The sequence below is a fragment of the Microbacterium sp. KKR3/1 genome (assembly GCF_021272365.1).
GTDB classification, from domain to species: domain Bacteria; phylum Actinomycetota; class Actinomycetes; order Actinomycetales; family Microbacteriaceae; genus Microbacterium; species Microbacterium aurugineum.
In genome coordinates, this window is record NZ_JAJSDW010000002.1 from 324,523 (window position 1) to 347,273 (window position 22,751).

General features: G+C 68.1%; 18 protein-coding genes. 5 read left to right on the plus strand and 13 right to left on the minus strand.

Features of this window, described 5'->3' with window-relative positions:
* Window positions 1-24: 24 nt before the first annotated feature.
* The 3 genes from LVJ59_RS13260 to LVJ59_RS13270 all read right to left on the minus strand — a co-directional run bounded on the left by LVJ59_RS13260 (window position 25) and on the right by LVJ59_RS13270 (window position 4,616).
* On the minus strand, window positions 25-2,022 hold the full coding sequence (locus LVJ59_RS13260) for a heavy metal translocating P-type ATPase (RefSeq protein ID WP_232763414.1): 1,998 nt from the start codon (window positions 2,020-2,022) through the stop codon (window positions 25-27).
* On the minus strand, window positions 2,019-4,337 hold the full coding sequence (locus LVJ59_RS13265) for a cation-translocating P-type ATPase (RefSeq protein ID WP_232763415.1): 2,319 nt from the start codon (window positions 4,335-4,337) through the stop codon (window positions 2,019-2,021). The genes LVJ59_RS13260 and LVJ59_RS13265 overlap by 4 nt, the downstream gene beginning before the upstream one ends.
* Window positions 4,338-4,403: 66 nt before the next feature.
* Complete coding sequence (locus LVJ59_RS13270; protein WP_047522544.1) at window positions 4,404-4,616, minus strand: heavy-metal-associated domain-containing protein; 213 nt, start codon at window positions 4,614-4,616, stop codon at window positions 4,404-4,406.
* A gap of 221 nt (window positions 4,617-4,837) precedes the next feature.
* Between LVJ59_RS13270 and LVJ59_RS13275 the strand changes: the two genes are divergently transcribed.
* Genes LVJ59_RS13275 through LVJ59_RS13285 form a run of 3 tightly spaced genes read left to right on the plus strand, consistent with a single transcriptional unit; the run spans window position 4,838 to window position 8,440 of the window.
* A complete protein-coding gene (locus LVJ59_RS13275; protein ID WP_232763611.1) occupies window positions 4,838-5,665 on the plus strand; it encodes a pyruvate, water dikinase regulatory protein in 828 nt (275 codons plus the stop codon).
* Window positions 5,666-5,713: 48 nt separating this feature from the next.
* Entirely contained in the window at window positions 5,714-8,098 is a 2,385-nt protein-coding gene (gene ppsA / locus LVJ59_RS13280) for a phosphoenolpyruvate synthase (RefSeq protein WP_232763416.1), read from the plus strand.
* Between the two features lie 45 nt (window positions 8,099-8,143).
* Window positions 8,144-8,440: a hypothetical protein gene (locus LVJ59_RS13285; protein WP_134352195.1), complete on the plus strand. Its 297-nt coding sequence runs from the start codon at window positions 8,144-8,146 to the stop codon at window positions 8,438-8,440.
* Between the two features lie 5 nt (window positions 8,441-8,445).
* On the opposite strand, the gene LVJ59_RS13290 is transcribed toward LVJ59_RS13285, so the two are convergent.
* A complete protein-coding gene (locus LVJ59_RS13290) occupies window positions 8,446-9,141 on the minus strand; it encodes a helix-turn-helix transcriptional regulator (protein WP_232763417.1) in 696 nt (231 codons plus the stop codon).
* A gap of 66 nt (window positions 9,142-9,207) precedes the next feature.
* On the opposite strand from LVJ59_RS13290, the gene LVJ59_RS13295 reads away from it, so the two are divergent.
* Entirely contained in the window at window positions 9,208-9,813 is a 606-nt protein-coding gene (locus LVJ59_RS13295; protein ID WP_232763418.1) for a flavin reductase family protein, read from the plus strand.
* Between the two features lie 33 nt (window positions 9,814-9,846).
* Here LVJ59_RS13295 and LVJ59_RS13300 read toward each other — a convergent pair whose 3' ends face one another.
* The 5 genes from LVJ59_RS13300 to LVJ59_RS13320 form a co-directional block, all read right to left on the minus strand.
* Window positions 9,847-11,247 carry a threonine/serine exporter ThrE family protein gene (locus LVJ59_RS13300; RefSeq protein WP_232763419.1) on the minus strand — a complete coding sequence of 467 codons (1,401 nt, stop codon included), beginning with the start codon at window positions 11,245-11,247 and terminating at the stop codon, window positions 9,847-9,849.
* A gap of 64 nt (window positions 11,248-11,311) precedes the next feature.
* Window positions 11,312-13,573: a beta-glucosidase gene (locus LVJ59_RS13305; RefSeq protein ID WP_374199083.1), complete on the minus strand. Its 2,262-nt coding sequence runs from the start codon at window positions 13,571-13,573 to the stop codon at window positions 11,312-11,314.
* Between the two features lie 95 nt (window positions 13,574-13,668).
* Window positions 13,669-14,541, minus strand: coding sequence for a carbohydrate ABC transporter permease (locus LVJ59_RS13310; protein WP_047524276.1), 873 nt, complete (start codon window positions 14,539-14,541; stop codon window positions 13,669-13,671).
* Complete coding sequence (locus LVJ59_RS13315) at window positions 14,538-15,476, minus strand: carbohydrate ABC transporter permease (protein ID WP_052193815.1); 939 nt, start codon at window positions 15,474-15,476, stop codon at window positions 14,538-14,540. The genes LVJ59_RS13310 and LVJ59_RS13315 overlap by 4 nt, the downstream gene beginning before the upstream one ends.
* Complete coding sequence (locus LVJ59_RS13320; RefSeq protein ID WP_047524294.1) at window positions 15,457-16,746, minus strand: extracellular solute-binding protein; 1,290 nt, start codon at window positions 16,744-16,746, stop codon at window positions 15,457-15,459. Before LVJ59_RS13320 ends, LVJ59_RS13315 begins: the two co-directional genes overlap by 20 nt.
* Before the next feature lie 166 nt (window positions 16,747-16,912).
* On the opposite strand from LVJ59_RS13320, the gene LVJ59_RS13325 reads away from it, so the two are divergent.
* Window positions 16,913-17,917 (plus strand): LacI family DNA-binding transcriptional regulator, encoded by a 1,005-nt coding sequence (locus tag LVJ59_RS13325; RefSeq protein WP_047524277.1) that lies wholly within the window; start codon window positions 16,913-16,915, stop codon window positions 17,915-17,917.
* Window positions 17,918-17,924: 7 nt separating this feature from the next.
* Here the strand turns inward: LVJ59_RS13325 and LVJ59_RS13330 are convergent, their stop codons facing one another.
* The 4 genes from LVJ59_RS13330 to LVJ59_RS13345 are packed head-to-tail and all read right to left on the minus strand — an operon-like array spanning window position 17,925 to window position 22,719.
* On the minus strand, window positions 17,925-19,460 hold the full coding sequence (locus tag LVJ59_RS13330) for an alpha-N-arabinofuranosidase (RefSeq protein WP_232763420.1): 1,536 nt from the start codon (window positions 19,458-19,460) through the stop codon (window positions 17,925-17,927).
* A 51-nt stretch (window positions 19,461-19,511) separates the two neighbouring features.
* On the minus strand, window positions 19,512-20,438 hold the full coding sequence (locus LVJ59_RS13335) for a carbohydrate ABC transporter permease (protein WP_232763421.1): 927 nt from the start codon (window positions 20,436-20,438) through the stop codon (window positions 19,512-19,514).
* Window positions 20,438-21,385: a carbohydrate ABC transporter permease gene (locus tag LVJ59_RS13340; RefSeq protein ID WP_232763422.1), complete on the minus strand. Its 948-nt coding sequence runs from the start codon at window positions 21,383-21,385 to the stop codon at window positions 20,438-20,440. The genes LVJ59_RS13335 and LVJ59_RS13340 overlap by 1 nt, the downstream gene beginning before the upstream one ends.
* Complete coding sequence (locus LVJ59_RS13345; RefSeq protein ID WP_232763423.1) at window positions 21,382-22,719, minus strand: extracellular solute-binding protein; 1,338 nt, start codon at window positions 22,717-22,719, stop codon at window positions 21,382-21,384. Before LVJ59_RS13345 ends, LVJ59_RS13340 begins: the two co-directional genes overlap by 4 nt.
* Window positions 22,720-22,751: the final 32 nt, after the last annotated feature.

Genomic DNA, 22,751 nt, shown 5'->3' on the forward strand with positions numbered 1-22,751 from the left:
CTTCGTGGCGTCCCCTCGGACGGATCAGCGATCGCCGACGGACCGCGTATGCGCGTCGGGGGCGAGGTCGATCCGACGCAGCAGTTGGGCGTTCAGCGCGACGACGACCGTCGACAACGACATCAGGATCGCTCCGACCGACATCGGCAGGACGAATCCGATCGGCGCGAGGACTCCGGCGGCGAGGGGCACCGACACGAGGTTGTAGCCCGCCGCCCACCACAGGTTCTGCTTCATCTTGCGGTACGTGGCGCGCGACAGCTCGATCACGGAGATCACCGAGCGGGGGTCGGAGCTCGCGAGGATCACGCCGGCCGAGGCGATGGCGACGTCGGTCCCCGCCCCGATCGCGATGCCCACGTCGGCCTGCGAAAGTGCCGGCGCATCGTTCACGCCGTCGCCGACCATCGCCACCTTCTTGCCCTCGCGTTGCAGCTCCGCGACTTTGGCGGACTTGTCCTCGGGGCGCACCCCGGCGAAGACCCGGTCGATGCCGAGCTCGGCAGCCACCGATTCGGCCACAGCCTGCGCATCCCCGGTGATCATGACGACCTCGACGCCCCGACGGTGGAGGGCGTTCACGGCCTCGCGGGATTCGGGGCGGATCTCGTCGGCGAGGCGCAGTCCGCCGACCACGCGGCCGTCGAGGATGACGTGGAGGATGATGGCGCCCTCTTCGCGCCACTCGTCCGCGGCGGCGATCTCGTCACTGCCGACCTCGTCGAGGAGCTTCGGGCCGCCGACACGGACCTCCGCGCCGTCGACGGTCGCTGTGACGCCCACCGCCGGGGACGAGGTGAATCCGGATGCAGGAAGGACCGCGAGGCTCTTCTCCTCGGCTGCCCGTACGATCGCCCGGGCCAGGGGGTGCTCGCTGTCCGCTTCGGCGGAGGCGGCGAGGACGAGCAGCCGATCGGCGTCCACCTCACCGGTCGGCTCGATCGCCGTGACCGTCGGAGCGCCCTTGGTCAGAGTGCCCGTCTTGTCGAACAGGACGGCGTCGATCGTGCGCATGCTCTCCAACGCGAGTCGGTCCTTGATCAGCACGCCGCCACGTGCGGCCCGCTCGGTGGCGATCGACACCACCAGCGGGATCGCGAGCCCGAGGGCGTGGGGGCAGGCGATGACCAGCACGGTGATGCTGCGGACCACGGCGGCGTCTGGATTCCCCACCACCGTCCACACCACGGCGGTGAGCGCGGCGGACAGCAGCGCGAACCAGAACAGCAGCGCGGCGGCGCGGTCGGCGATGCGCTGCGCACGGGACGAGGAGTTCTGTGCCTCCGTCACCAGTCGTTGGATGCCGGCGAGGGCGGTGTCGTCGCCCGTAGCGGTGATCTCCACCCGAAGGCCCGAGTCGGTGGCGACGGTGCCCGCGGTGACGGTGTCACCGGTGGACCGCGTGACGGGGCGGGATTCGCCGGTCACCATCGACTCGTCCATCGCGGCGGTCCCGTCGATGATGCGGCCGTCGGCCGGGACGCTCCCGCCGGGACGGACGACGACGACATCGCCGACGGCGAGCTCCGCGGGGGAGACCGTGACGGTCGTGTCCCCTTCGACCCGCTCGGCCTCGTCGGGCAGCAGGGCGGCGAGCGAGTCGAGGGCCGACGTCGTCTGCGCGAGCGATCGCATCTCGATCCAGTGTCCGAGGAGCATGATGACGATGAGGAGTGCCAGCTCCCACCAGAACTCGAGCTCGTGGTGGAGCAGTCCGAGCGTCGCGCCCCAGGAGGCGAAGAAGGCCACGGTGATGGCGAGCCCGATGAGCAGCATCATCCCCGGCGTGCGGGTCCGGAGCTCGCTGACGGCGCCGGTCAGGAACGGCCAGCCGCCCCAGACGTACATGACGGTGCCCAGCACCGGAGCGACGAACTGCGCCCAGCCCGGGACGTCGTACCCGAAGAGCATCGCGAACATCGGAGAGAACGCCACCACGGGCACCGCGATGACGAGATTGATCCAGAACAGGCGCCGGAACTGCCCGACGTGATCACCGTGCCCCGCGTGCGGCTCGTTCATGCGTGATCCTTCCTCAGAGCGGGGCGGGTGGCTCGACGGGAGCGTCCTCGTCGCGTGACGCTCGTGAACCCGCGCAGGCGCAGGCTGTTGCCGACCACGAACACGCTCGACAGCGCCATCGCTGCACCGGCGAGCATGGGGTTGAGCATGCCGAGCGCCGCGACCGGGATGGCGGCGACGTTGTAGGCGAAGGCCCAGAACAGGTTGGTCTTGATCGTTCCGAGCGTCTTGCGCGACAGGCGGATCGCGTCGACCGCGCTGCGCAGGTCACCGCGTACCAGCGTGATGTCCGATGCCTCGATCGCCACGTCCGCGCCGGTGCCCATCGCGAGTCCGAGGTCGGCCTGGGCGAGGGCGGGGGCGTCGTTGACACCGTCGCCGATCATCGCCACCGTCTTGCCCTCGCGCTGGAGCCGGACGACCACGTCGACCTTGTCCTTCGGGAGGACCTCCGCGATCACCTCCGTGATCCCCACTTCCGCCGCGATCTGCCGTGCCACCGTCTCGTTGTCCCCGGTGAGCAGGATGGGGGTCAGTCCCATCGCCTGGAAGTGGCCGATCGCCTCGGCGCTGCTCGGCTTGATCGTGTCCGCGACGACGAGGATGCCGCGTGCGTGTCCGTCCCAGCCGACCGCGACGACGGTCTTACCCTCGCCCTCGGCCTTGACCTTCGCCGAGGAGAGGCTCGGACTCAGCCTCTGCGACCACTCGGCGAGGAGCGACTCGCGTCCCACGAGCACGGCATGGCCTTCGATGACGCCCTGCACGCCCCTTCCCTCGAGGTTCGTGAACTCCTCCGGTGTGGGCAGCGCCCCAACCTCCCTGGTGGCACCCGCGGCGATTGCCTGCGCGATGGGATGCTCCGAGGCATCTTCCACCGCCCCGGCCAGCCGCAGCAGCGTCGCGCGGTCGGTGCCGGGCTCCACGATGACGTCGACCAGGGTCATCCTGCCGGTGGTGACCGTTCCGGTCTTGTCGAGCAGCACGGTGTCGACCCGGCGGGTGGATTCCAGGACTTCCGGGCCCTTGATGAGCACGCCCATCTGCGCCCCTCGACCGGTCCCGACCAGCAGGGCCGTGGGCGTGGCGAGCCCGAGCGCGCACGGGCACGCGATGACGAGGACGGCCACCGCCGCCGTGAATGCCGCGGCGACGGGGAACCCCGCGACTAGCCAGCCACCGAGCGTCACGAGGGCGATCACGATCACGATCGGGACGAACACCCCGGAGATCCTGTCGGCGAGACGCTGCACCTCTGCCTTCCCGGTCTGCGCGTCCTCGACGAGTCTGGCCATCTGTGCCAACTGGGTGTCCGCGCCGATCCGGGTCGCGCGGACCACGAGCCGCCCCCCGACGTTCGTGGTCGCGCCGGTGACGCTGCCGCCCGGGGCCACCTCGACCGGCACGGATTCACCGGTCAGCATCGAGGCATCGACGGCCGACGTTCCGGAGACCACGAGGCCGTCGGTCGCGATCTTCTCGCCCGGTCGCACGACGAACTCATCGCCCACCCGGAGGTCTTCGACCGGGATCCTCGTCTCCGCACCGCCGCGCAGCACGGCGACCTCTTTCGCGCCGAGTTCGAGGAGCGCGCGCAGAGCCGCGCCGGCCTGCTTCTTCGACCGCTTCTCGAAGTAGCGCCCCGCGAGGACGAACATCGTCACGCCGGCCCCCACCTCGAGGTAGATGTTCGCCGCCCCATCGGAGGGAGCCAGTGCGAACTCGAACGGGTGCGTCATGCCCGGCATGCCTGCGGTGCCGAAGAAGAGCGCGTACAGCGACCAGAGGAAGGCGGCCGAGGTTCCCATCGAGATGAGCGTGTCCATCGTGGCCGTTCCGTGGCGCAGGTTCGTCCACGCGGCCTTGTGGAACGGCCAGCCCGCCCACGTGATCACCGGGGCGGCCAGCGCGAGCGAGGCCCACTGCCAGTACGTGAACTGCAGCGCGGGGATCATGGCCATCGCGATCACGGGCACCGTCAGCACGATCGCGCCGATCAGTCGGTTGCGCAGCGAGAGCAGCTCAGGATCGGTGTCGTCGGTGTCGCCGCCTGTGGCCGCGTCCTTCCTCTTCCCCCGTGGCGCAGCGACGACCGCGGAATACCCGGTCTTCTCCACCTCGGCGATCAGGAGCGCTGCGTCGTAGTCGTCCGGGACCGAGACACTCGCCTTCTCCGTCGCGTAGTTGACGGTCGCCACGACGCCGTCGAGCTTGTTCAGCTTCTTCTCGATGCGCATGGCGCAGGAGGCGCAGGTCATCCCGCCGATCTCGAGCTCGACGCCCGATCCCATGCTCGGAAGTGCTGATGTGCCCATGGTCCTATCCTTCTCCTGATCGTCGTCGGTGGGCTCAGTGAGAGACTGTGCCCGTGGTGTCGGCGTTCATGCCGTGCGCACGGCCGCGTACCCCGCCTCCGTGACAGCGGCGAGGATCTGTGCGTCGTCCACGCCGTCGGTGCTCGTGACGACGAGCTTGCCCGTCTGTGCGCTGACCTGGATCCCGTCGACGCCGGGAACCTCGGCGACCTCCTCGCGGACCGACATCTCGCAGTGCCCACACGTCATCCCGGTGACCTGGTACTCGTTGGTCGTCATTGCCTCTCCCATCCTCTGGTGTACCCCTATGGGGTATCGGATCATGACAACCATATACCCATCCGGGGTATTCCGCATCCCTGGATCCGGCTTGCCCTCTGAGCAAATTTGCTCATTCTTTCTCGGGAAGACCTCATGATGAAGGCAGTTACTTTCCTAGGCTCGGGAACGTGTCCGACGCTTCGACCCGCCAGCCCTCATCGCCCGTGCTTCCGGCCGGCGTGCTCGGAGATGACTCCGGTGCCGAGGTCCGGGACGCGTACTTCGTCTCGGACAGCACCGGTATTACCGCCGAGACCCTGGGGAACGCCCTTCTGGCGAACTTCCCCGGCGCGCGCTTCCGCCGCCACACCGTGCCCTTCGTCGACTCGGTGGACGGCGCCCGCGCCGTGATCGGGGATCTCCGGGTCACCCCGGCGGGCGCTGCTCCGATCGTCTTCACGACCGTGAAGTCCGCGCAGATCCTCGCGGAGTTCCATGCGTCGGGCGCGGTCGTGATCGACCTCCTCGGCGGGCATCTGCGGGAGCTCGAAGCCTCCCTCGGCAGTGCGGCCTCCGAGCAACTGGGCCAGTATCACGGCGTCGGCGACATGGAGCGTTACTTCGCCCGGATGCGGGCGGTCGAGTACGCGATCGAGCACGACGACGGCCAGAGCATGCGGGCGCTCGACATCGCCGACGTGATCATCATCGCGCCCTCTCGGTGCGGGAAGACCCCGACGACCATGTACCTGGCCCTGCAGTACGGACTGCTGGTGGCGAACTACCCGCTCACCGACGACGACTTCCCGTCCGACGGGCTGCCCGCGACGGTCGAACGGTTCGCGAGCAAGTGCTTCGGGCTGACGACGACGCCGCTCCGGCTGAGTCAGGTGCGTCACGAGCGGCGGCCGGACACGGTGTACTCCAGCCTCGCTCAATGCACGCTCGAGATCCGCCGCGCGGAAGACCTCTATCGGCGCAACCGCGTCCCCTTCCTCAACTCCTCCACGAAATCCGTGGAGGAGATGTCCGCCGTGATCATGCAGTCCATGCGCCTGCGCAGCTGATCGCGGTCTCCACCCCTCGCACACGACGCCCCACTCTCTGGAGATCACATGACGAACATCCTCTGGTTCACGCAGATCGGCATGGCCGACGTCGCCCAGGTCGGAGGCAAGAACGCCTCCCTCGGCGAGATGGTCTCGAACCTCTCCGGAGCCGGGGTGAGCGTGCCCGGCGGCTTCGCGACCACGGCCGACGCCTACCGGGACTTCCTCGCCGAGGGAGGACTCTACGAGCGCATCCGATCCACCGTGGAAGCGCTCGACGTCACGGATGTCGCCGAACTCGCGCGGGTCGGCGCCACCGTCCGCGAGTGGATCGAGCAGCAGCCGCTCCCGGCCGCCTTCGAGCAGGACATCCGTGCGGCCTACGCCACGCTCGTCGACTCCGATCCCGAGCCCGCGTCGGTCTCCTGGGCCGTGCGATCCAGTGCCACGGCGGAGGACCTGCCGGATGCCTCCTTCGCCGGCCAGCAGGAGACGTTCCTCAACATCAGCGGCATCGACAACATCCTCGCCGCGATCCGCAGCGTGTTCGCGTCGCTCTACAACGACCGGGCGATCGCCTACCGGGTGCATCACGGATTCGACCACCACGACGTGGCGCTGTCGGCGGGGATCCAGCGCATGGTCCGCTCCGATGTCGGGGCCTCCGGCGTGCTCTTCACGGTCGACACCGAATCCGGATTCGATCGTGCGGTGTTCATCACCAGCTCCTACGGTCTGGGCGAGGCGGTCGTGCAGGGGGCGGTGAACCCCGATGAGTTCTACGCCTACAAGCCCGCCCTGCGAGAGGGACGGCCGGCGATCCTCAAGCGTTCGGTCGGCGAGAAGGCCGTGAAGATGGTCTACGCCGACGGCACGCACGCGGGCGACAGCACCGTCTTCACCGATGTCCCCGCCGCCGAGCGCGTCCGTTTCAGCATCACCGATGCCGAGGTGGAAGAACTCGGACGGCAGGCCCTGGTCATCGAGGAGCACTACGGGCGCCCGATGGACATCGAGTGGGGCAAGGACGGCATCGACGGACGGCTGTACATCCTCCAGGCCCGCCCGGAGACGGTGGTCTCCCGCGCCGACGGCAAGGAGATGCGGCGGTTCGTGCTCGAGGAGTCGGGCACGGTGATCACCGTCGGTCGCGCGATCGGGCAGAAGATCGGAGCCGGACCGGTACGGGTCATGACCTCGCTCGCGCAGATGGACGCCTTCCGGCCCGGGGACGTGCTGGTCGCCGACATGACGGATCCCGACTGGGAGCCGATCATGAAGCTCGCCTCCGCCATCGTCACGAATCGCGGTGGTCGTACCTGTCACGCCGCGATCATCGCGCGCGAGCTGGGCATCCCCGCCGTCGTGGGCACGGGCGACGCGACCACCGTTCTGAGCGACGGGCAACGGGTCACGGTGTCCTGCGCCGAGGGGGACAACGGCTTCGTCTACGAGGGAATGCTCGGGTTCGAGGAGATCATCACGCGTCTCGATGCGATGCCCGAGAGCCCGACGAAGATCATGCTCAACGTCGGCACTCCCGATCAGGCGTTCGCCTTCGCGAAACTGCCCAACCGCGGCGTCGGGCTCGCGCGACTCGAGTTCGTCATCAACCGGCAGATCGGCATCCACCCGCGCGCGCTCCTGGACCATGAATCGCTGCCGACGTCCCTGCGTGCCGACATCTCTGAGCGCATCGCGGCCTACGCGTCTCCTCGGGAGTACTTCGTGCGCCGCGTCGCGGAAGGGGTGTCGATGATCGCCGCGGCCTTCGCGCCGGAACCCGTCATCGTGCGGTTGAGCGACTTCAAGTCCAACGAGTACGCCAACCTCATCGGCGGGGAGCTCTACGAGCCGCAGGAGGAGAATCCGATGCTCGGCTACCGCGGCGCCTCCCGCTACATCTCTCCGGACTTCCGAGCGTGCTTCGACATGGAGTGCGAGGCGCTGCGGTTCGTGCGGGACGAGATGGGTCTCACCAACGTCGAGATCATGGTCCCGTTCGTGCGCACCCTCGGTGAAGCGGCGGCCGTGACGGAACTGCTGAGCGAGAACGGCCTGCGACGGGGCGAGAACGGACTGCGCGTGATCATGATGTGCGAGCTCCCCTCGAACGCCGTGCTCGCCGAGGAGTTCCTCGAGTACTTCGACGGCTTCTCGATCGGCTCGAACGACATGACCCAGCTCACGCTCGGACTCGACCGCGACTCCGGATTGGTGGCCTCGACCTTCGATGAACGCGACCCGGCCGTGCTGCGGATGCTCTCGATGGCCATCGAGGCGTGCCGCCGTGCGGAGAAGTACGTCGGAATCTGCGGTCAGGGCCCGAGTGACCATCCCGATCTCGCCGAGTGGCTGGTCTCGCAGGGGATCGAGTCGATGTCACTCAACCCCGACACCGTCGTGGAGACCTGGCTGCGGCTCGCCGCGCAGACCGTGCCGGTTCCCTGACCGCGCCGGGGCGTCCGTGTCGGTCGACACGAGTAGTCTCAGGTCATGGGAACCCTCGAGTACAACAGCTCTCGTCCTCCGATCGTGGTCGACGACGAGACGCTGGCGCATCTGAAGATCGTCATCGGGACGAAGCTTCGCCGTCATGAGAGCTTCATGATGACCTGGTTGCCGGAGGAGAAGAACCCCGCCGGCCGGCTCACGATCTGGATGCACCCCAGCATCCCGTTGAGCCTCGCGTTCGACCACGCGGAGATGCCGGCGATCGACTCGAAGCGGATCGAACGCATGATGGAGAACCTGAACGCCCGCGGCGAGCTCGTCCTCGATCAGCTCGGCTAGGAGGATCAGCGGCGGACGGGGGCTCCCGGAAGAAGGTCTGCGAGACCTTCCCTCCCCGCTGCGGTGAGACGCACGGCACGGGGGTTGGACGGAACGCGCTCGATCCAGGCGTTCTCCGTGAACGTCGCGAGCAGCATGTCCGCGGCCAGCCCGGCGAGGTGCTCGCGTCGTTCCGTCCAATCGAGGCACGGGCGGGTGAGAGCGCGCCTCGGATGCGTCGGCAGTTCGATCCCGAAGGACGCCACCCAGGTTCGTCCGGCCGGGGTGAGTGAGAAATCGGACTCGATGTAGCCTGTCGCGCGCATGCCGTCAGCGAGTGCGACACCGAGCGTGCCCGCGAGATGGCGGTAGCAGGTACGAGCCTCCTTGATGGCGCGGTCACGGTGCTGGGCGTCGAGCGACGGCGTGGCGGGCCGGACACGACCGGAGAATGCGGCGAGTGCCTCGACCAGGTCAGCGGCGCGGGTGCCGGCGAGTCTGAGGTAGCGGTGTCGTCCCTGGCGGACTTCTTCGACGAGACCGGCATCGAGCAGTTTGTCGGCGTGCTCGCTCGCGGATGACCGAGCGATGTCGGCGGCCCTGGACAGTTCCGTGAGCGTCCATGCCCTTCCATCGAGCAGGAGCAAAAGCATCGACGCGCGCGCCTCGTTGGCGAACACGGCGGCCGTCGCCGCCAACTCCGGGCTGCTCGTCCCCTCCATGTCGAGGATTTTATCGCCCGCACCGTTCGGTCCAGCCCGAACGGTTCGAGCCACAGACTTGCCCTCATGAACTCGACTCTGGCGATCGAACCCTCCGTGTTCTACTTCGGCACCCCTGTGGCCCTGCTCACCACGGCGAAGGCCGGCGACGAAACCGCGAACATCACGCCCATCTCGTCCGCATGGGCATTGGGCGACACTTACGTCCTGGGACTGAGCAACGTGGGCAAGGCGATGCGCAATCTCCGCGACAACGGCGAACTCGTGATCAACCTTCCCGACGCTCGGTTGTGCGAGTCGATCGAGAGGATCGCCGACACCACGGGGGTTGCGGACGTCCCGGCACCCAAGCGGGACAAATACCGATTCGAGCCGGACAAGTGGACGCTCGGTGGGTTCACTCCACGGCCGAGTGGGATCGTCGGGCCGCCGCGGATCGCCGAGTGCCCCGTGCAGATGGAGGCTCGTGTCACGAACCTGACGCCGCTGGATGAGGAAGGCGACGCCACCATCGTCCATGCGAAAGTCCTGCGCACACACGTGCATCAGGCGCTGGCGGTGCCGGGGACCTCCTACGTCGACGTCGATGCCTGGAAGCCGATGTACTACACGTTCCGGCACTACTTCGCGCAGGGCGAGCGGGTCGGGGTCAACTTCCGCGCGGAGCGGTGAGCCGTTCGGCTCGGGTTGCGAGACGGGTGGGGATCAGCGGCGGACGCGGGCGCGCGTCTTCGCGACGCTGGCGAGGGTCGCACGCAACGGAGTGCCCAGGTACAACCCGAGGGAGGCGCCGGAGGCGAGACCGATGCCGATCACCGCAGCATCGATGAGCGAACCTCCGGCGTACAGCATCCCGGTCGAGGTGCCGGCTGCGTGCACCATCTCGAGCAGACCCTGGAACACGGCCACACCGGGGACGAGGGGGACGATCGCCGCGGTCGTCACCGCGACGGACGGCACGTGCAGGTTGCGGGCGATCAGCATGCCGAGGAAACTCGCCAGCAGTGCGCCGACCGCGCTCGCCGCTGCGGGATGCAGGTTCAGGGCGATGGATGCCGAATACCCTGCGAGCGTGACGGCACTGAGCAGTGCGCTCACCAGGATGATCCGGATCCCGGCGCCGTTGAACACGGCGACCGCGATGGCGACGATGATCGCACCGGCGAACTGGTTCAGCAGCGGGCCGAACGGCGCAGGGTCGTCGGGGAGGTCCATCGTGAAGCCCAGGACACTGCCCAGCTCGAGGCCCACGAGGATTCCGATCACGACCCCGAGCGTCTGCATCGTGAGGTCGAGGATGCGTCCGCCCGCGGTGAGCGCGAAGCCGTCGATCGCATCCTGCGCCGCCCCGACCACGGTGAGTCCGGCGAGCATCAGCACGATACCCGAGGCCACGATGATGGACGGGCGGATGCCGACGAAGGGTTCGACCCCCGCGGCGCCGAGAGCCGACACGGCGACCGCCACCCCGGTCGTCACGAAGCCACCGGCGATCTGGCTGAAGAACAACGGGACCCGGATCCTGGCGAGAGCCGCCTGGGTCAGCGCCGCGCAGAGCGCCGCGACGAAGGTGAGGGCGACGATGATCGGGGAGGCGCCGAGCATGATGCTCACGCCGACGGCGAGCAGAGCCCGCGCGACGATGACCACCGGCTGCTGATAGCGGAAGGGCACCCGTCGGATCGCCCGGAACATCGCGCGCGCGGATTCGAGGTCGAGTCCGTCGTCGATGTCCGCCACCAGGGCCTGCACCCGCTGGAGCTTCGCATGGTCTGGAGCCGTCACCCGCACCACGCGGACCAGCGTCTCCGGCCAGACCTCGCCGCTCAGGTGGAACGACACCGTGATCGAGTTGTAGGTGACGTCGACCTGGACGCCCTTCATCCCATACGCGTCGCACACGCGGATGATCGCGAGCGTCACCTCGTGCGCGGAGGCTCCGACCGCGAACATCGACTCGCCGATACGGGTCGCAAGGTCCAGCACCCGCGGTACCGTGCGTTCGTCGATGACGGGCATCGCCTCGGTGGCCGCGACGGCCGAGGGATCGGTGTGCAGCAGGCGGCGCACCGACGTGAGCAGCGGCCGGCGGGATCTCGCGGACATGTCTCCATTCTCCCGGCCGGGAGGCGATCCGTCACGGGCGCGCCGCGATCGGACCGCCCGCCCGTCAGGGAGCAGGGGTGATGTCGATCGTGGCGGAGGTCTCGACGTCGTCGCAGGCCGACCCGACCCAGAGTCGGATGCGCCCCGGCTCCACGCGTCGCACACCATCCAGGCCGGTGAAGGCGAGGCGCTCGGTGGGGACCGCGAACTCGATGACCTGTTCCGCACCCGGTGCCAGGGACACCCGGCGGAAGTCGACCAGCTGCGCGACGGGGCGGGCCACGCTCGCGACCTCGTCGTGCGCGTAGAGCTGCACGACGTCGGTGCCCTCGCGGGAGCCGACGTTCCGCACGCGCACGGTGACCTGGAACGTCTGCCCCGCGGTCACGGTCTCGTCCGCCGTCAGGTCCCGGTGCTCGAACGTCGTGTAGGTGAGCCCGAATCCGAAGGGGCGCACAGGCGTCGGATCGACGCTCGTCACATCGGTGCGTCCTCCGAGGGCGGCGTGCAGGTAAGAGTACGGCTGCGCGCCGGCGGATCTCGGCAGGGACACCGGCAGGCGACCGGACGGGGACACGCGTCCGCTCAGCACGGCGGCGATCGCCGCGCCTCCTTCCTCCCCGGGGAAGAACCCGTGCAGGACGGCGGCCGGCAGGGGAGGCTGCTCCGACGGCGATGTCCGGCCGGCCGGCGCGGGGGAATTGACCGACCCGAGACCCGCGTTCGTCCCGGCGGCGGTCGCCCGCGGCGGGAGCGCCCAGCCCAGAGCATAGGGGCGGCCGGTGAGAGCGACGACCACCACCGGGGTACCGGTGGCGACGATCGACTCGACGAGTGCGCGCTGCACGCCGGGGAGGTCGAGGGTATCGACGTCGTTGCCCTCGCCGACCGTGCCGCGTCCGAACAGGCCGGCACGGTCACCGATCACGACGATCGCGACATCGGCCTCGGTGGCCTGCGCGATCGCCGAGGGGAAGCCGCTGCGGTCCTCGCCGTCGACCTCGCAGCCGACGGCGTGGGTGATCGTCGCCGAGGGGAGCTCCGCCCGGAGCGCGTCGAGCACGCTCGGCAGCGCGATGCCGGCGGGTACTTCGGGGTGGTGGGCGAGGACGTGGTTGACGAAGGAGTAGCACCCCATCAATGCCTCGGCGCTGTCGGCATTCGGTCCGATGACCGCGATACGCGGCGACGCGGACGGGTCGAGCGGGAGGATGTCGTCGTTGCTCAGGAGGACGAGCGACTCCTCGGCCAGACGGCGGGCCAATCCACGATGCTCGGGCGAATCCAGGTCGACCTCGCGCGGCGGATCGGTGAAGTCCGCGTCCAGCAAGCCCAGCTCCTCCTTCTGCGTGAGCACGCGCCCGACGGCCCGATCCAGGATGCTCTCCGGCAGAGACCCGTCGCGCACCTGTGCGGCGAGCGTCGTGTACGCGTCGGGAGAGGGCAGCTCCACATCGATTCCCGCGGTGAGCGCGAGCGCGGCCGCCTGGGCGGAGTCGGCGGCGACATGATGCATGGTGCGCAGGAAATCGACGGCGAAGTAGTCGGACACCACGACTCCGTCGAACCCCCAGCGTCCGCGCAGCACCTCATCGAGGTAGTACGGATCCGCGGCGACCGGCACGCCGTCGATATCGCTGTAGGAGTTCATGACGCTGCGCACGCCGCCTTCCCGCACCGCCATCTCGAACGGCGGAAGGAGCACGTCCTCCACCTCGCGACGACCGGCGGACACCGGAGCGTGGTTGCGGCCGGCGCGAGAGGCGGAGTACCCCACGAAATGCTTGAGCGTGGCGTGCACACCTTCCGCCTGCATGCCGCGCACATAGGCGGTTCCGACGGTTCCGACCAGCAGCGGGTCCTCGGCGATGCACTCGTCGACGCGTCCCCACCTCGGGTCGCGGATCACATCCAGCACCGGCGCGAGACCCTGATGGATCCCGAGGGTATGCATCGACGATCCGATCGCTCGCCCGACCTGTTCGACCAGATCGGGGTCGAAGGACGCTCCCCACGCGAGAGGTGTCGGGAAGGTCGCGGCCTTCCACGCGGCGAGCCCGGTCAGGCACTCCTCGTGCACGAGAGCGGGGATCCCCAACCGGGTCTCCCGCTGCAGCCGCGCCTGCTCGCCCCACAACCAGCTCGCCCGCTCGATGGGCTCGACGGGGCGCGTGCCGTAGACGCGGGTCAGGTGACCGATCCCGTGAGCGGTCGCCTCCTCGTAGCGCGTGGACGTCCGCTTCTCGCCGGCCATCGGGGCGACGAGTTCGTTGCCCTGGTCGACCCAGAAGCCGACGAGTTGCGCTTGCTTCTCCTCCAGCGTCATCTGGTCCAGGAGGCTCGCCACGCGTGCGGAGAGCTGAGGGCGGGGGGTGGGGGAGAGCACATCCATCTCTTTCTGTGGAACTTCGGTCGACATCGTCAACCCTTGACGGCGCCGGTCAGTCCGCCCACGATCCGACGCTCGAACAAGCTGAAGAAGATCAGGGCGGGGATCATCGACAGCGATGTGAATGCCAGCACCTTCGCGGTGTCGACGGAGTACTGGGAGGCGAACGACTGCACGCCGAGGGGGAGCGTGAACGAGGCCGCATCGTTGAGGATGAACAACGGGAGGAGGTACCCGTTCCAGCTGCCGATGAACGCGAGGATGCCGGTGGTGATCACGCCGGGGATCGACAGCGGCAGCACCATGCGCCAGAAGAAGCCGATCCTGCTGCATCCGTCGATGAACGCGGCTTCCTGGATCTCGTCGGGGATCGCCCGGAGGAACGGCACCAGGATGATGATCGTCGTCGGCAGGGCGAAGGCGATCTGCGGCAGGATGACCCCACCGAGGGAGTTCATCAGGCCGAGGTTCCGCACCACGATGTACAGCGGCGTGATGGCCACTGTCAGCGGGAACATGAGGCCGGCGGCGAAGAACGCGTAGAGCACTCCGCGTCCGGCGAACCGATAGCGGGCGAGCACGTAGGCCGCCATCAGCCCCAGGGCGACCACGCCGATGGTGGTGGCGAGGGCGACGATGGTCGAGTTGAGCACCTGGCGCCAGAAGATGCCGCCCGTGATCACGTCGAGGTAGTTCTGGATGAGCCACGGGCTCGGCAGCCCTGACGGGTCCGTCGTGATCTGGGCGTTCGTGCGGAAACCGCCGATGATGATGTACGCGATCGGAGCGAGCATCAATCCGACGACGATCAGTGCGACGAAGTAGACGGTCGGGTTGGCCCACGGCAGCCGCGCGCGCGGGGCGCGCCCCGGTCGCTGGGTGACGAGTAGCGAGGTGGCGGTCATCGCGTCGTCCTCTTCTTCCGTGCAGGGGCGCCGGTCAGGGCGCCGTCGGTGTCGCGTCGTAGCACCGCGCGCTGGTAGACGAGCGCCACGACGAGCGAGATCAGGAACAGCACGACCGCGACGGCGTTGCCGTACCCGAAGTTGCCGGCGTTGCGTCCTTCGGAGACCATGTAGGTCGCCATCGTCGAGGTCCCGGCGGTGGAGGCGATGTACTGCCCCCAGATGATGTAGACCAGGTCGAACAGCTGCAGCGAGCCGATGATCGACAGGAATGCCCAGATGCGCAGCGTCGGAGCCAGCAGGGGCAGCGTGATGCGCCACTGGATCTGCCAGTACGAGGCGCCGTCGATCGCGGCGGCTTCGTGCAGCTCCTCGGGAATGCCCTGAAGCCCGGCGAGGAACAGGATCACCGCGAATCCGACGTACTTCCAGGTGATGATCACCATCAGCGTCCAGATCGCGATGTCCGGATTCGAGAGCCAGTCGTTCGCGAGGAACCCGAGGCCCATCTTCTCCAGCAGGTCGTTGAACGCACCGCTGGTCTGCAGCATCAGGCTCCATCCCGTTCCCACGACGACCTCGGAGATCACGTAGGGGATGAAGATGAGGACGCGGATCAGTGACTGACCGCGCATCCGCCGGTTGAGCAGGAGGGCGAGCAGGATCGCCGCCGGCCCCTGGAAGACGAGCGAGAAGACCAGGATGAACCCGTTGTGCGCGAGCGCGTCGTGGAACAGCGGATCCTGCAGGATCGTGAGGTAGTTCTTGAGCCCGACGAAGTCGGTCGGAGGGCCGTAGCCCTGCCAGCTGAAGAACCCGTAGTAGCCCGCCATCAGCACCGGGAAGATGACGAAGGCGAGGAAGACGAGGAGGGCCGGCCCGGCCAGAAGGATCACTTCCAGCCGGGCGGAGACCCTATGCCTTTGCTGCGGCATCCTGGACGGCCTTGACGATGTCCTCCGGGGTTCCCTGACCGGCGAGCATGTTGACGACGGCGACGTTGAGGGCGTTGCCGACGTTCTGTCCGTAGACGGTGTCCAGCCACTGGGTGGCGTACGGTGCGGCGTTGTAGGCCTCGAGGATGGCCTGCAGGTACGGCTCGGTCACGGCTTCCTGCGCGACGGTGTTCACCGGCGGAGCGTTGAACGCCTTGTAGTAGGCGGTCTGCACCTCGGAGGTGCCCAGGTAGTTGAGGAAGTCGACGCAGGCATCCGGCGCATCGACCGAGCACGAGTACCCGTCGACGCCACCCATCATCGAGCCCGGCTCGCCTTCGCCGCCCTCCACTTCGGGGAAGGGGAACCACGAGAGGTCGGGAAGCGGCTTCTGGTCGGGCGTCAGGGAGCCGATCACGCCCGGGTTCCAGGCGCCCATGAGCTCCATGGCCGCCTTGTGGTTGGCGATCAGTCCGGCCGAGCTGGCAGCGCCCTGCTGCGCGGTCGTGGTCAGGAAGCCGGAGTTGAACGGTTCGGTGGCTGCGAAGGCCTGCAGGTCTTCACCGGCGCGCACCCAGCAGTCGTCGTCGAAGTTCATCTCATCGGCAGCCTGGGCGAGTGTGTCCGAGCTGCATTCGCGCAGGGCCAGCCAGTAGTACCAGTGCGCTGCGGGCCAGGCGTCCTTCGCGCCGAGGGCGACGGGATCGATCCCCGCACTCTTGAGCTTCTCGGTCGCGGCCTCGAGCTCGTCGAGCGTGGTCGGGTTCTCGGCGATGCCCGCCTCATCGAACAGGTCCTGGCTGTAGAAGAGCCCTCCGGGGAGGACGGCAACGGGAAGGGCGTAGATCTTGCCGTCAAGGCTGCTCGCCGAGTAGGCGGCATCGGAGATCTCCTCCGCGGCGGCACCCGTGATCGAGTCGGTCAGGTCCTTGAGCTGTCCTGCTTTGACCATCGCGGCCATCTTGCCGCCGCCGCGCTGCAGGAAGATGTCGGGGGCATCGCCGGAGTTCAGAGCGGTCTGGAGCTTGCCGTCGAGATCCTCGTTCTGGATCGACTGGATGTCGATGGTGACGCCGGGATTCGCCTCTTCGAAGTCGGCGACGGTCTGCTCCCAGAATTCCACCCCCGGTCCCGTCGTGGAGTTGTGCCAGAGGGTCATCGCCGAGTCTCCGCCGTCGTCGGTCGAGCCGGCCGTGCACCCGCTGAGCGCGAGAGCTCCGACCGTGGCGATCGTGGCGAGGGACACGAGGGAGCGCCGTGTGCTGTTCATGTGATCGTTCTCCTCATCGAGAGTTGCGCCGCGCGTCTCTGCGGGCGCCGCGGTGGCAGGAGGTGCGACCGCGTCGCGTTGCAGTCTGCTGTCGTCGAGAACCTTCGTCAAACGTTTTCGAAAACAGTTTCCATGGCGGGCGCGCAGCCGGATACGCTGGGCGATCATGAGCGGGAGAACGACGATCCACGATGTCGCGAAGGCGGCGGGCGTCTCGGTGTCGACGGTGTCGAAAGCCGTCAACGGACGCTACGGGATCGCGGATGAGACGGTCCGACGTGTGCTCGACGTCGTGCAGGAGCTCGGCTACGAATCGAGCCTGGTGGCCAGCAGCATGCGCGCCAGACGCACCGGCGTGATCGGGGTGCTCCTCGCCGACTTCGAGCCGTTCAGCGCCGAGATCCTCAAGGGCGTCGGCGCAGCGGTGCACGGCACCGGTTTCGATCTGCTCGCGTACAGCGGGTCGCGGCACGGACAAGGAGAGGGGTGGGAGCGCCGATCACTCAGCCGCCTCTCCGGAACGCTCATCGATGCCGCGATCATGGTCACACCCACCGTCGTGGGGGCCTCGGCCGAGATTCCCGTGGTCGCGATCGACCCGCACACGGGCCGGGCCGACCTGCCGACGGTCGAGTCGGACAGCTTCGGCGGGGCTCTCACCGCGACCCGCCACCTCCTCGAGCTCGGCCATCGCCGGATCAGCTTCCTTGGTGGTCGTCCCGACCTTCGCTCCGCGGGACTGCGTGACGCCGGCTATCGGCGTGCGCTCGCCGACGCCGGCATCCCGGTGGATCCCGATCTGATCCGCGCGGGGCGCTACGAGCTGGAGACGACACGGGATTCGGCGAGGATCCTCCTGGCGGGTCCGGAGAGGCCGACGGCCGTGTTCGCCGCGAACGACCTCTCCGCCATCGCCGTGATCGAGGTCGCGCACGAGCTCGGGCTCCGGGTGCCGCAGGACCTCTCGGTGGTCGGATTCGACGATGTGCCGGAGGCCACCCGCCGAGCCCTGCCGCTCACCACCATCCAGCAGCCGATGCGTCGACTCGGGGCGGTGGCCGCGGAGATGGTCTTCGCGCTGCTCGCCGGCGAGCCCATCGAGGAGATGAACGTGACCCTGCCGACGAGGCTGGTCGTGCGGGCGACCACGGCGGCGATCGCCCGCACGTAGGCCGGGGTCAGGCGCGAGCGACCTCGAGCTGGATGACCGACCAGGACAGCGGGGGCAGGGTCGCGCGCACCGCACCGTCCACGACCTCGACCGCACCCAGCGGCACCATGTGGACGCTGTCGGGAGCGGTCTCGAGGTTCGACGTGTGGCGGTCGCCACCCTCGGGGATCGTGAGGGTCTCGGCCTCCACCACGCGCAGGTCGCCGAGTCCGTGCAGGTCGATCGTCAGGTCGCTCGATTCGTCCAGCGAGCGGTTCGCGACGAACACGGCCACCCGACCGGTCGCCTCCTCCCACGTGGCGGCGGCGTCCACCGCGTCGACGCCGCCGTAGCGCTTCGTCTCGATCTGCGCCGCCGAGACGGCGAGTCGGAGGATGCGGCCCTTCGCGAGACGCGCCATGCGCTCGAAAGGCCAGAAGCTCGTCTGGCGCCAGGCCGCTCCGCCCTCTTCGGATCGGATCGGTGCGATCACGTTCACGAGCTGCGCCTGGTTGGCGATCTTCACACGGTCGCCGTGCCGCAGCAGGCTGTTGAGCAGCGTCCCGACGACGACGGCATCCGTCACGTTGTAGGTGTCCTCGATCAGCCGAGGGTGCTGCCTCCACCCGGCCTTCTCGATCTCCTTCGCCTCGACGTCGTTGTACTTCACCTGATCCCACACGTTCCACTCGTCGAACGAGATGTCGATCTGCTTCGTGTGCTTGCCCGCGGCCTTCACCGCGTCCACCGTCGCGATGACGCCCTCGATGAAGGCGTCCATGTCGGTGGACTCGGCGAGGAACGACTCGGCGTCGCCGTCGTGCTCCTGGTAGTACGCGTGCATCGAGACGAAGTCGACCTCGTCGTAGGCGTGCGAGAGCACCGTGTGCTCCCAGGTGCCGAACGTCGGCATAGAGCGGCCGGACGACCCGACCGCGACGAGCTCGATGGAAGGATCGACCAGTCGCATCGCCTTGGCGGACTCCTGCGCGAGACGCCCGTATTCGGCCGCGGTCTTGCCTCCGATCTGCCAGGGGCCGTCGAGCTCGTTGCCGAGGCACCACAGCCTGATGTCGAACGGCTGCTCGGCCCCGTTCCTGCGACGCAGATCCGACCAGTACGTGCCGCCGGGGTGGTTCGCGTACTCGACGAGGGCGCGGGCCTCCTCGACACCGCGGGTGCCGAGGTTCACGGCCTCCATGACCTCGACGTCGGCCTCTTTCGCCCAGGCCATGAACTCGTGCAGGCCGAACGCGTTCGTCTCGACGGTGTGCCAGGCGCCGTCGAGACGCACCGGCCGGTCCTCTGCGGGGCCGACACCGTCTTCCCAGCGGTATCCGGACACGAAGTTGCCGCCGGGGTAGCGGACCACGGTCGGTCCCATCTCCTTCACCAGAGCCAGGACGTCGCGGCGGAAGCCGCGCTCATCGGCCTGAGGATGACCGGGCTCGTAGATGCCGGTGTAGACACAGCGACCCATGTGCTCGACGAACGAACCGAAGAGTCTCCGGGGGACGTCGGCGATCGTGAAGTCGCGGTCGATGGTGATGCGGGCCTGAGACATTGTTCTCCTCGGGTCTGGCTCTGCGGGTGGGGTGGTGCGGGAGGACAGGGATCACTGACCGCCGAAGCCGCTGGTCGCGACTCCCTTGACGATCTGCTTCTGGAAGATGATGAAGACGACGATCAGGGGCAGCGCCGCGAGCACGGCTTGCGCCATGACCTGTGCGTACTGCACGCCGTAGGCGCTGATCACGGTCTGCAGGCCGACCGGCAGCGTCATGAGCGTCGTGTCGTTGATGACCAGGAACGGCCAGAGGAAGTTGTTCCAGGCGCTGATGAACACGAAGATCGCCACCGACGCCATGATCGGACGGGACAGGGGGAGCACGATCGACCAGAAGATCCGGAACCGTCCGGCGCCGTCGACCCGTGCCGCATCTTCCAGCTCGATCGGGATGGCATCGAAGAACCGCTTCAGGATGAACACCATCGCGGGTGCCACGACCTGCGGCAGGATCAGCCCCGCGTAGGTGTCGACCAGGTTGAACGCGAGCATCTCGTAGAACAGCGGGATGATCAGCACCTGGGGCGGGACGACGATGGAGGCGATGATCGCCACGAACAACCACTTGCGGCCGGTGAAGTCCAGGCGGGAGAAGGCATAGGCCGCGAGGGCGGAGATGGCCAGCGTGATCACGGTGATCGCGACGGACGTGAGCAGGCTGTTGAGCCCCCACACGTAGACGTTGCCCTGCGACAGGATCGCCGCGAACGCCTCGATCGTGGGTCCGCTGGCGCCGATCCAGCCCGGATCGCCGGAGGCGGCATCCGTCTCGGTCTTGAACGCGGTCGCGACCGCCCAGAGGAAGGGCAGCAGCCAGCCGACCGCGAGGAGCAGCAGCACGACGAAAGCGGCGATGCGGAGTGGGCCGAAGGGGTTCTGGCCGGGAAGACGCGGCCGCCGATCACGACGGGACGATGCCGTCGTGATCGTCTCGGTGGCAGTGGGGACGACGGGGGATGCGGTGGCGGTGGACATCAGAGCTGCTCCTTCCGGCGGCGCGTGATCAGGGCCTGCGCGACGCCGAGGATGACGATGAGGGCGAAGAACACGTAGGAGATGGCGGCCGAGTAGCCGAACCGGTAGCTGACGAAACCGGCCTCGTAGATGTACTGCACGATGGAGCGGGTGGTGTCGCTCGCGACCCCGCCGAGCATCTGATACGCCTGGTCGAACAGCTTGAGCGAGGCGAGGATCTGCAGGATCAGGATGAGGACGGTCGCCGGGCCGAGCTGGGGGAGGGTGATCGACCAGAACTGTCGCCAGGCGCCGGCACCGTCGAGGGAAGCGGCCTCGTACTGCTGCGGCGGGATGTTCTGCATGGCGGCGAGGTACAGCAGGAAGTTGAAGCCCACCGTCCACCACACGGTGGCGATCACGATCGACAGCATGTTCGTGTCGGGATTCTGCAGCCAGGCGAGCGGTTCGAGACCGAAGAGCTCGAGGATGTTGTTCGCCGCGCCCACTTGGGGGTTGAAGATCCAGACCCAGATCTGCGAGATCACGGTCGAGGCGAGCAGGAACGGCATGAAGAACGAGAGGCGCCACAGCCATTGTCCCGGGATGCCGCGGTCGACGAGAGCCGCCATCGCGAGGGCGACCACGACGAGAGGCACCGTGGAGAGCAGCGTGAACCAGACGGTGTTGCCCATCGACTGCCACATCTTCGGGTCGCCGAATGCCTCCGCGTAGTTGGCGAAGCCGATGAACGCGCCGCCGGCCCCGGTGAGGGACTGGTCGGTGAAGCTGAGGATGATGCCGTGGATGATGGGCCAGACGAGGAACAGGACGAAGGCCACGAGGAACGGCGCGAGGAAGGCCCAGCTGATGAGCTGTTCGCGGTTGCGCGAGCCGGCGCGGCGACCCCGCGGGGTGGTACGGGACCCGGTGACGATGGTGCGCGTGGAGTCGGTGAGCGCGGTCATGATTCGAACGTCCCCTCGGGGTCTGCCGGGTTCGGCTGTCGGAGCAGGGTGTTGACCCGCGCCTCGAAGCGGTCGATCGCGGTCGCCGGGTCGTCGCCCGAGAGCAGCACACCCTGGACGGCCGCGCCGAACTCGGACTGGAAGTTCGAACCGGACCCGGTGAACCATGCGGTCGGGTCGTACACGACGTGCTGGGCCGCGTCGGCGTAGTTCGCCTGGGGGATCAGGTCCGCGTACTCCGGGGATTCGGTCACGGGGAGGAACGCGGGGATGTGCCCGGCCTCGGCCCACCCGAAGGAGTTCTTGAGCATGTCGGCCACGAACTCGTAGGTGAGATCGCGTCGGACCGGATCGGCGTGGGACTGATGCGGGAGCACGAACGAGTGGGAGTCGGCGTAGACCGCCGGTGTGCCGAACAGCGTGGGGATCATCGTCGCGTCGAACGGGATCCCGGCAGCCTGCATGGTGCGGAGTTCCCAGACACCGGTGAACAGCATGCCGCTCTTGCCGGTGGCGAACTCGGCGATGGCGCTGCCGTAGTCGGCCTGTGCCAGGGCGATCTCCCCGTCGAGAAGGGTGCGCATCAGAGACAGTGATTCGACGGCGACCTCTTTGTCGATCGTCGCGGGCCCGCCCGGAGGGAGTTCCATGGCCGCGCCGTGCTGCGAGTAGAAGGTGTAGAACAGGCGCCACATCTGGGCGCCGTCGCCGAGGTAGCCGTAGGACAGCGCATGCCCCTCGGCGGAGCCCCCGATTGCGCGCAACTGGTCGAGGAACTCCTCGGGTGAGGAGGTCTCGGCCAGTGCGCCGTCGCTGTCCAGGACGCCTGCGGCATCACAGATGTCGGTGTTGAACATCATCACGAAGGGGTGGGCGTCGAGGGCGACGCTGTACATGTCGCTCCCCACGAAGCCCTTCTCCCAGATCGGAGCGGGGAAGGTCGAGCTGTCGACGCCGAGCTCGGCGAGGCGGTCGAGGTCCCAGGGGTCGAGGAGACCACCCGGGGCCCAGCCGACGGTGCGGGTCGCATGCATGATGGCGACATCGGGGGCGCGACCACCGGCACCCGCCATCGCGAGTTTCGTGTAGTACGGAGTGCCCCACGCGAGCACGGTCGGGCGGATGCGGAAGGCGCTCTGTGCACCGTTCACCTCATCCAACAGCTGCGACATGGTGACACCGTCGCCTCCGCTGAGCAGGTGCCAGAACTGCAGGGTCTGCGGGCCGGTGGCGGATGCCGCACCGGGCGCGCACCCGCTGAGCAGGGCCGCGCCGGCGGCGAGGGAGGTGGCAGCGAGGAACTGCCTTCTGGACAGATCGAGCGGGGGCGTCATCGTCACTCCTTCGTGACAGGGCGGGTGGACGA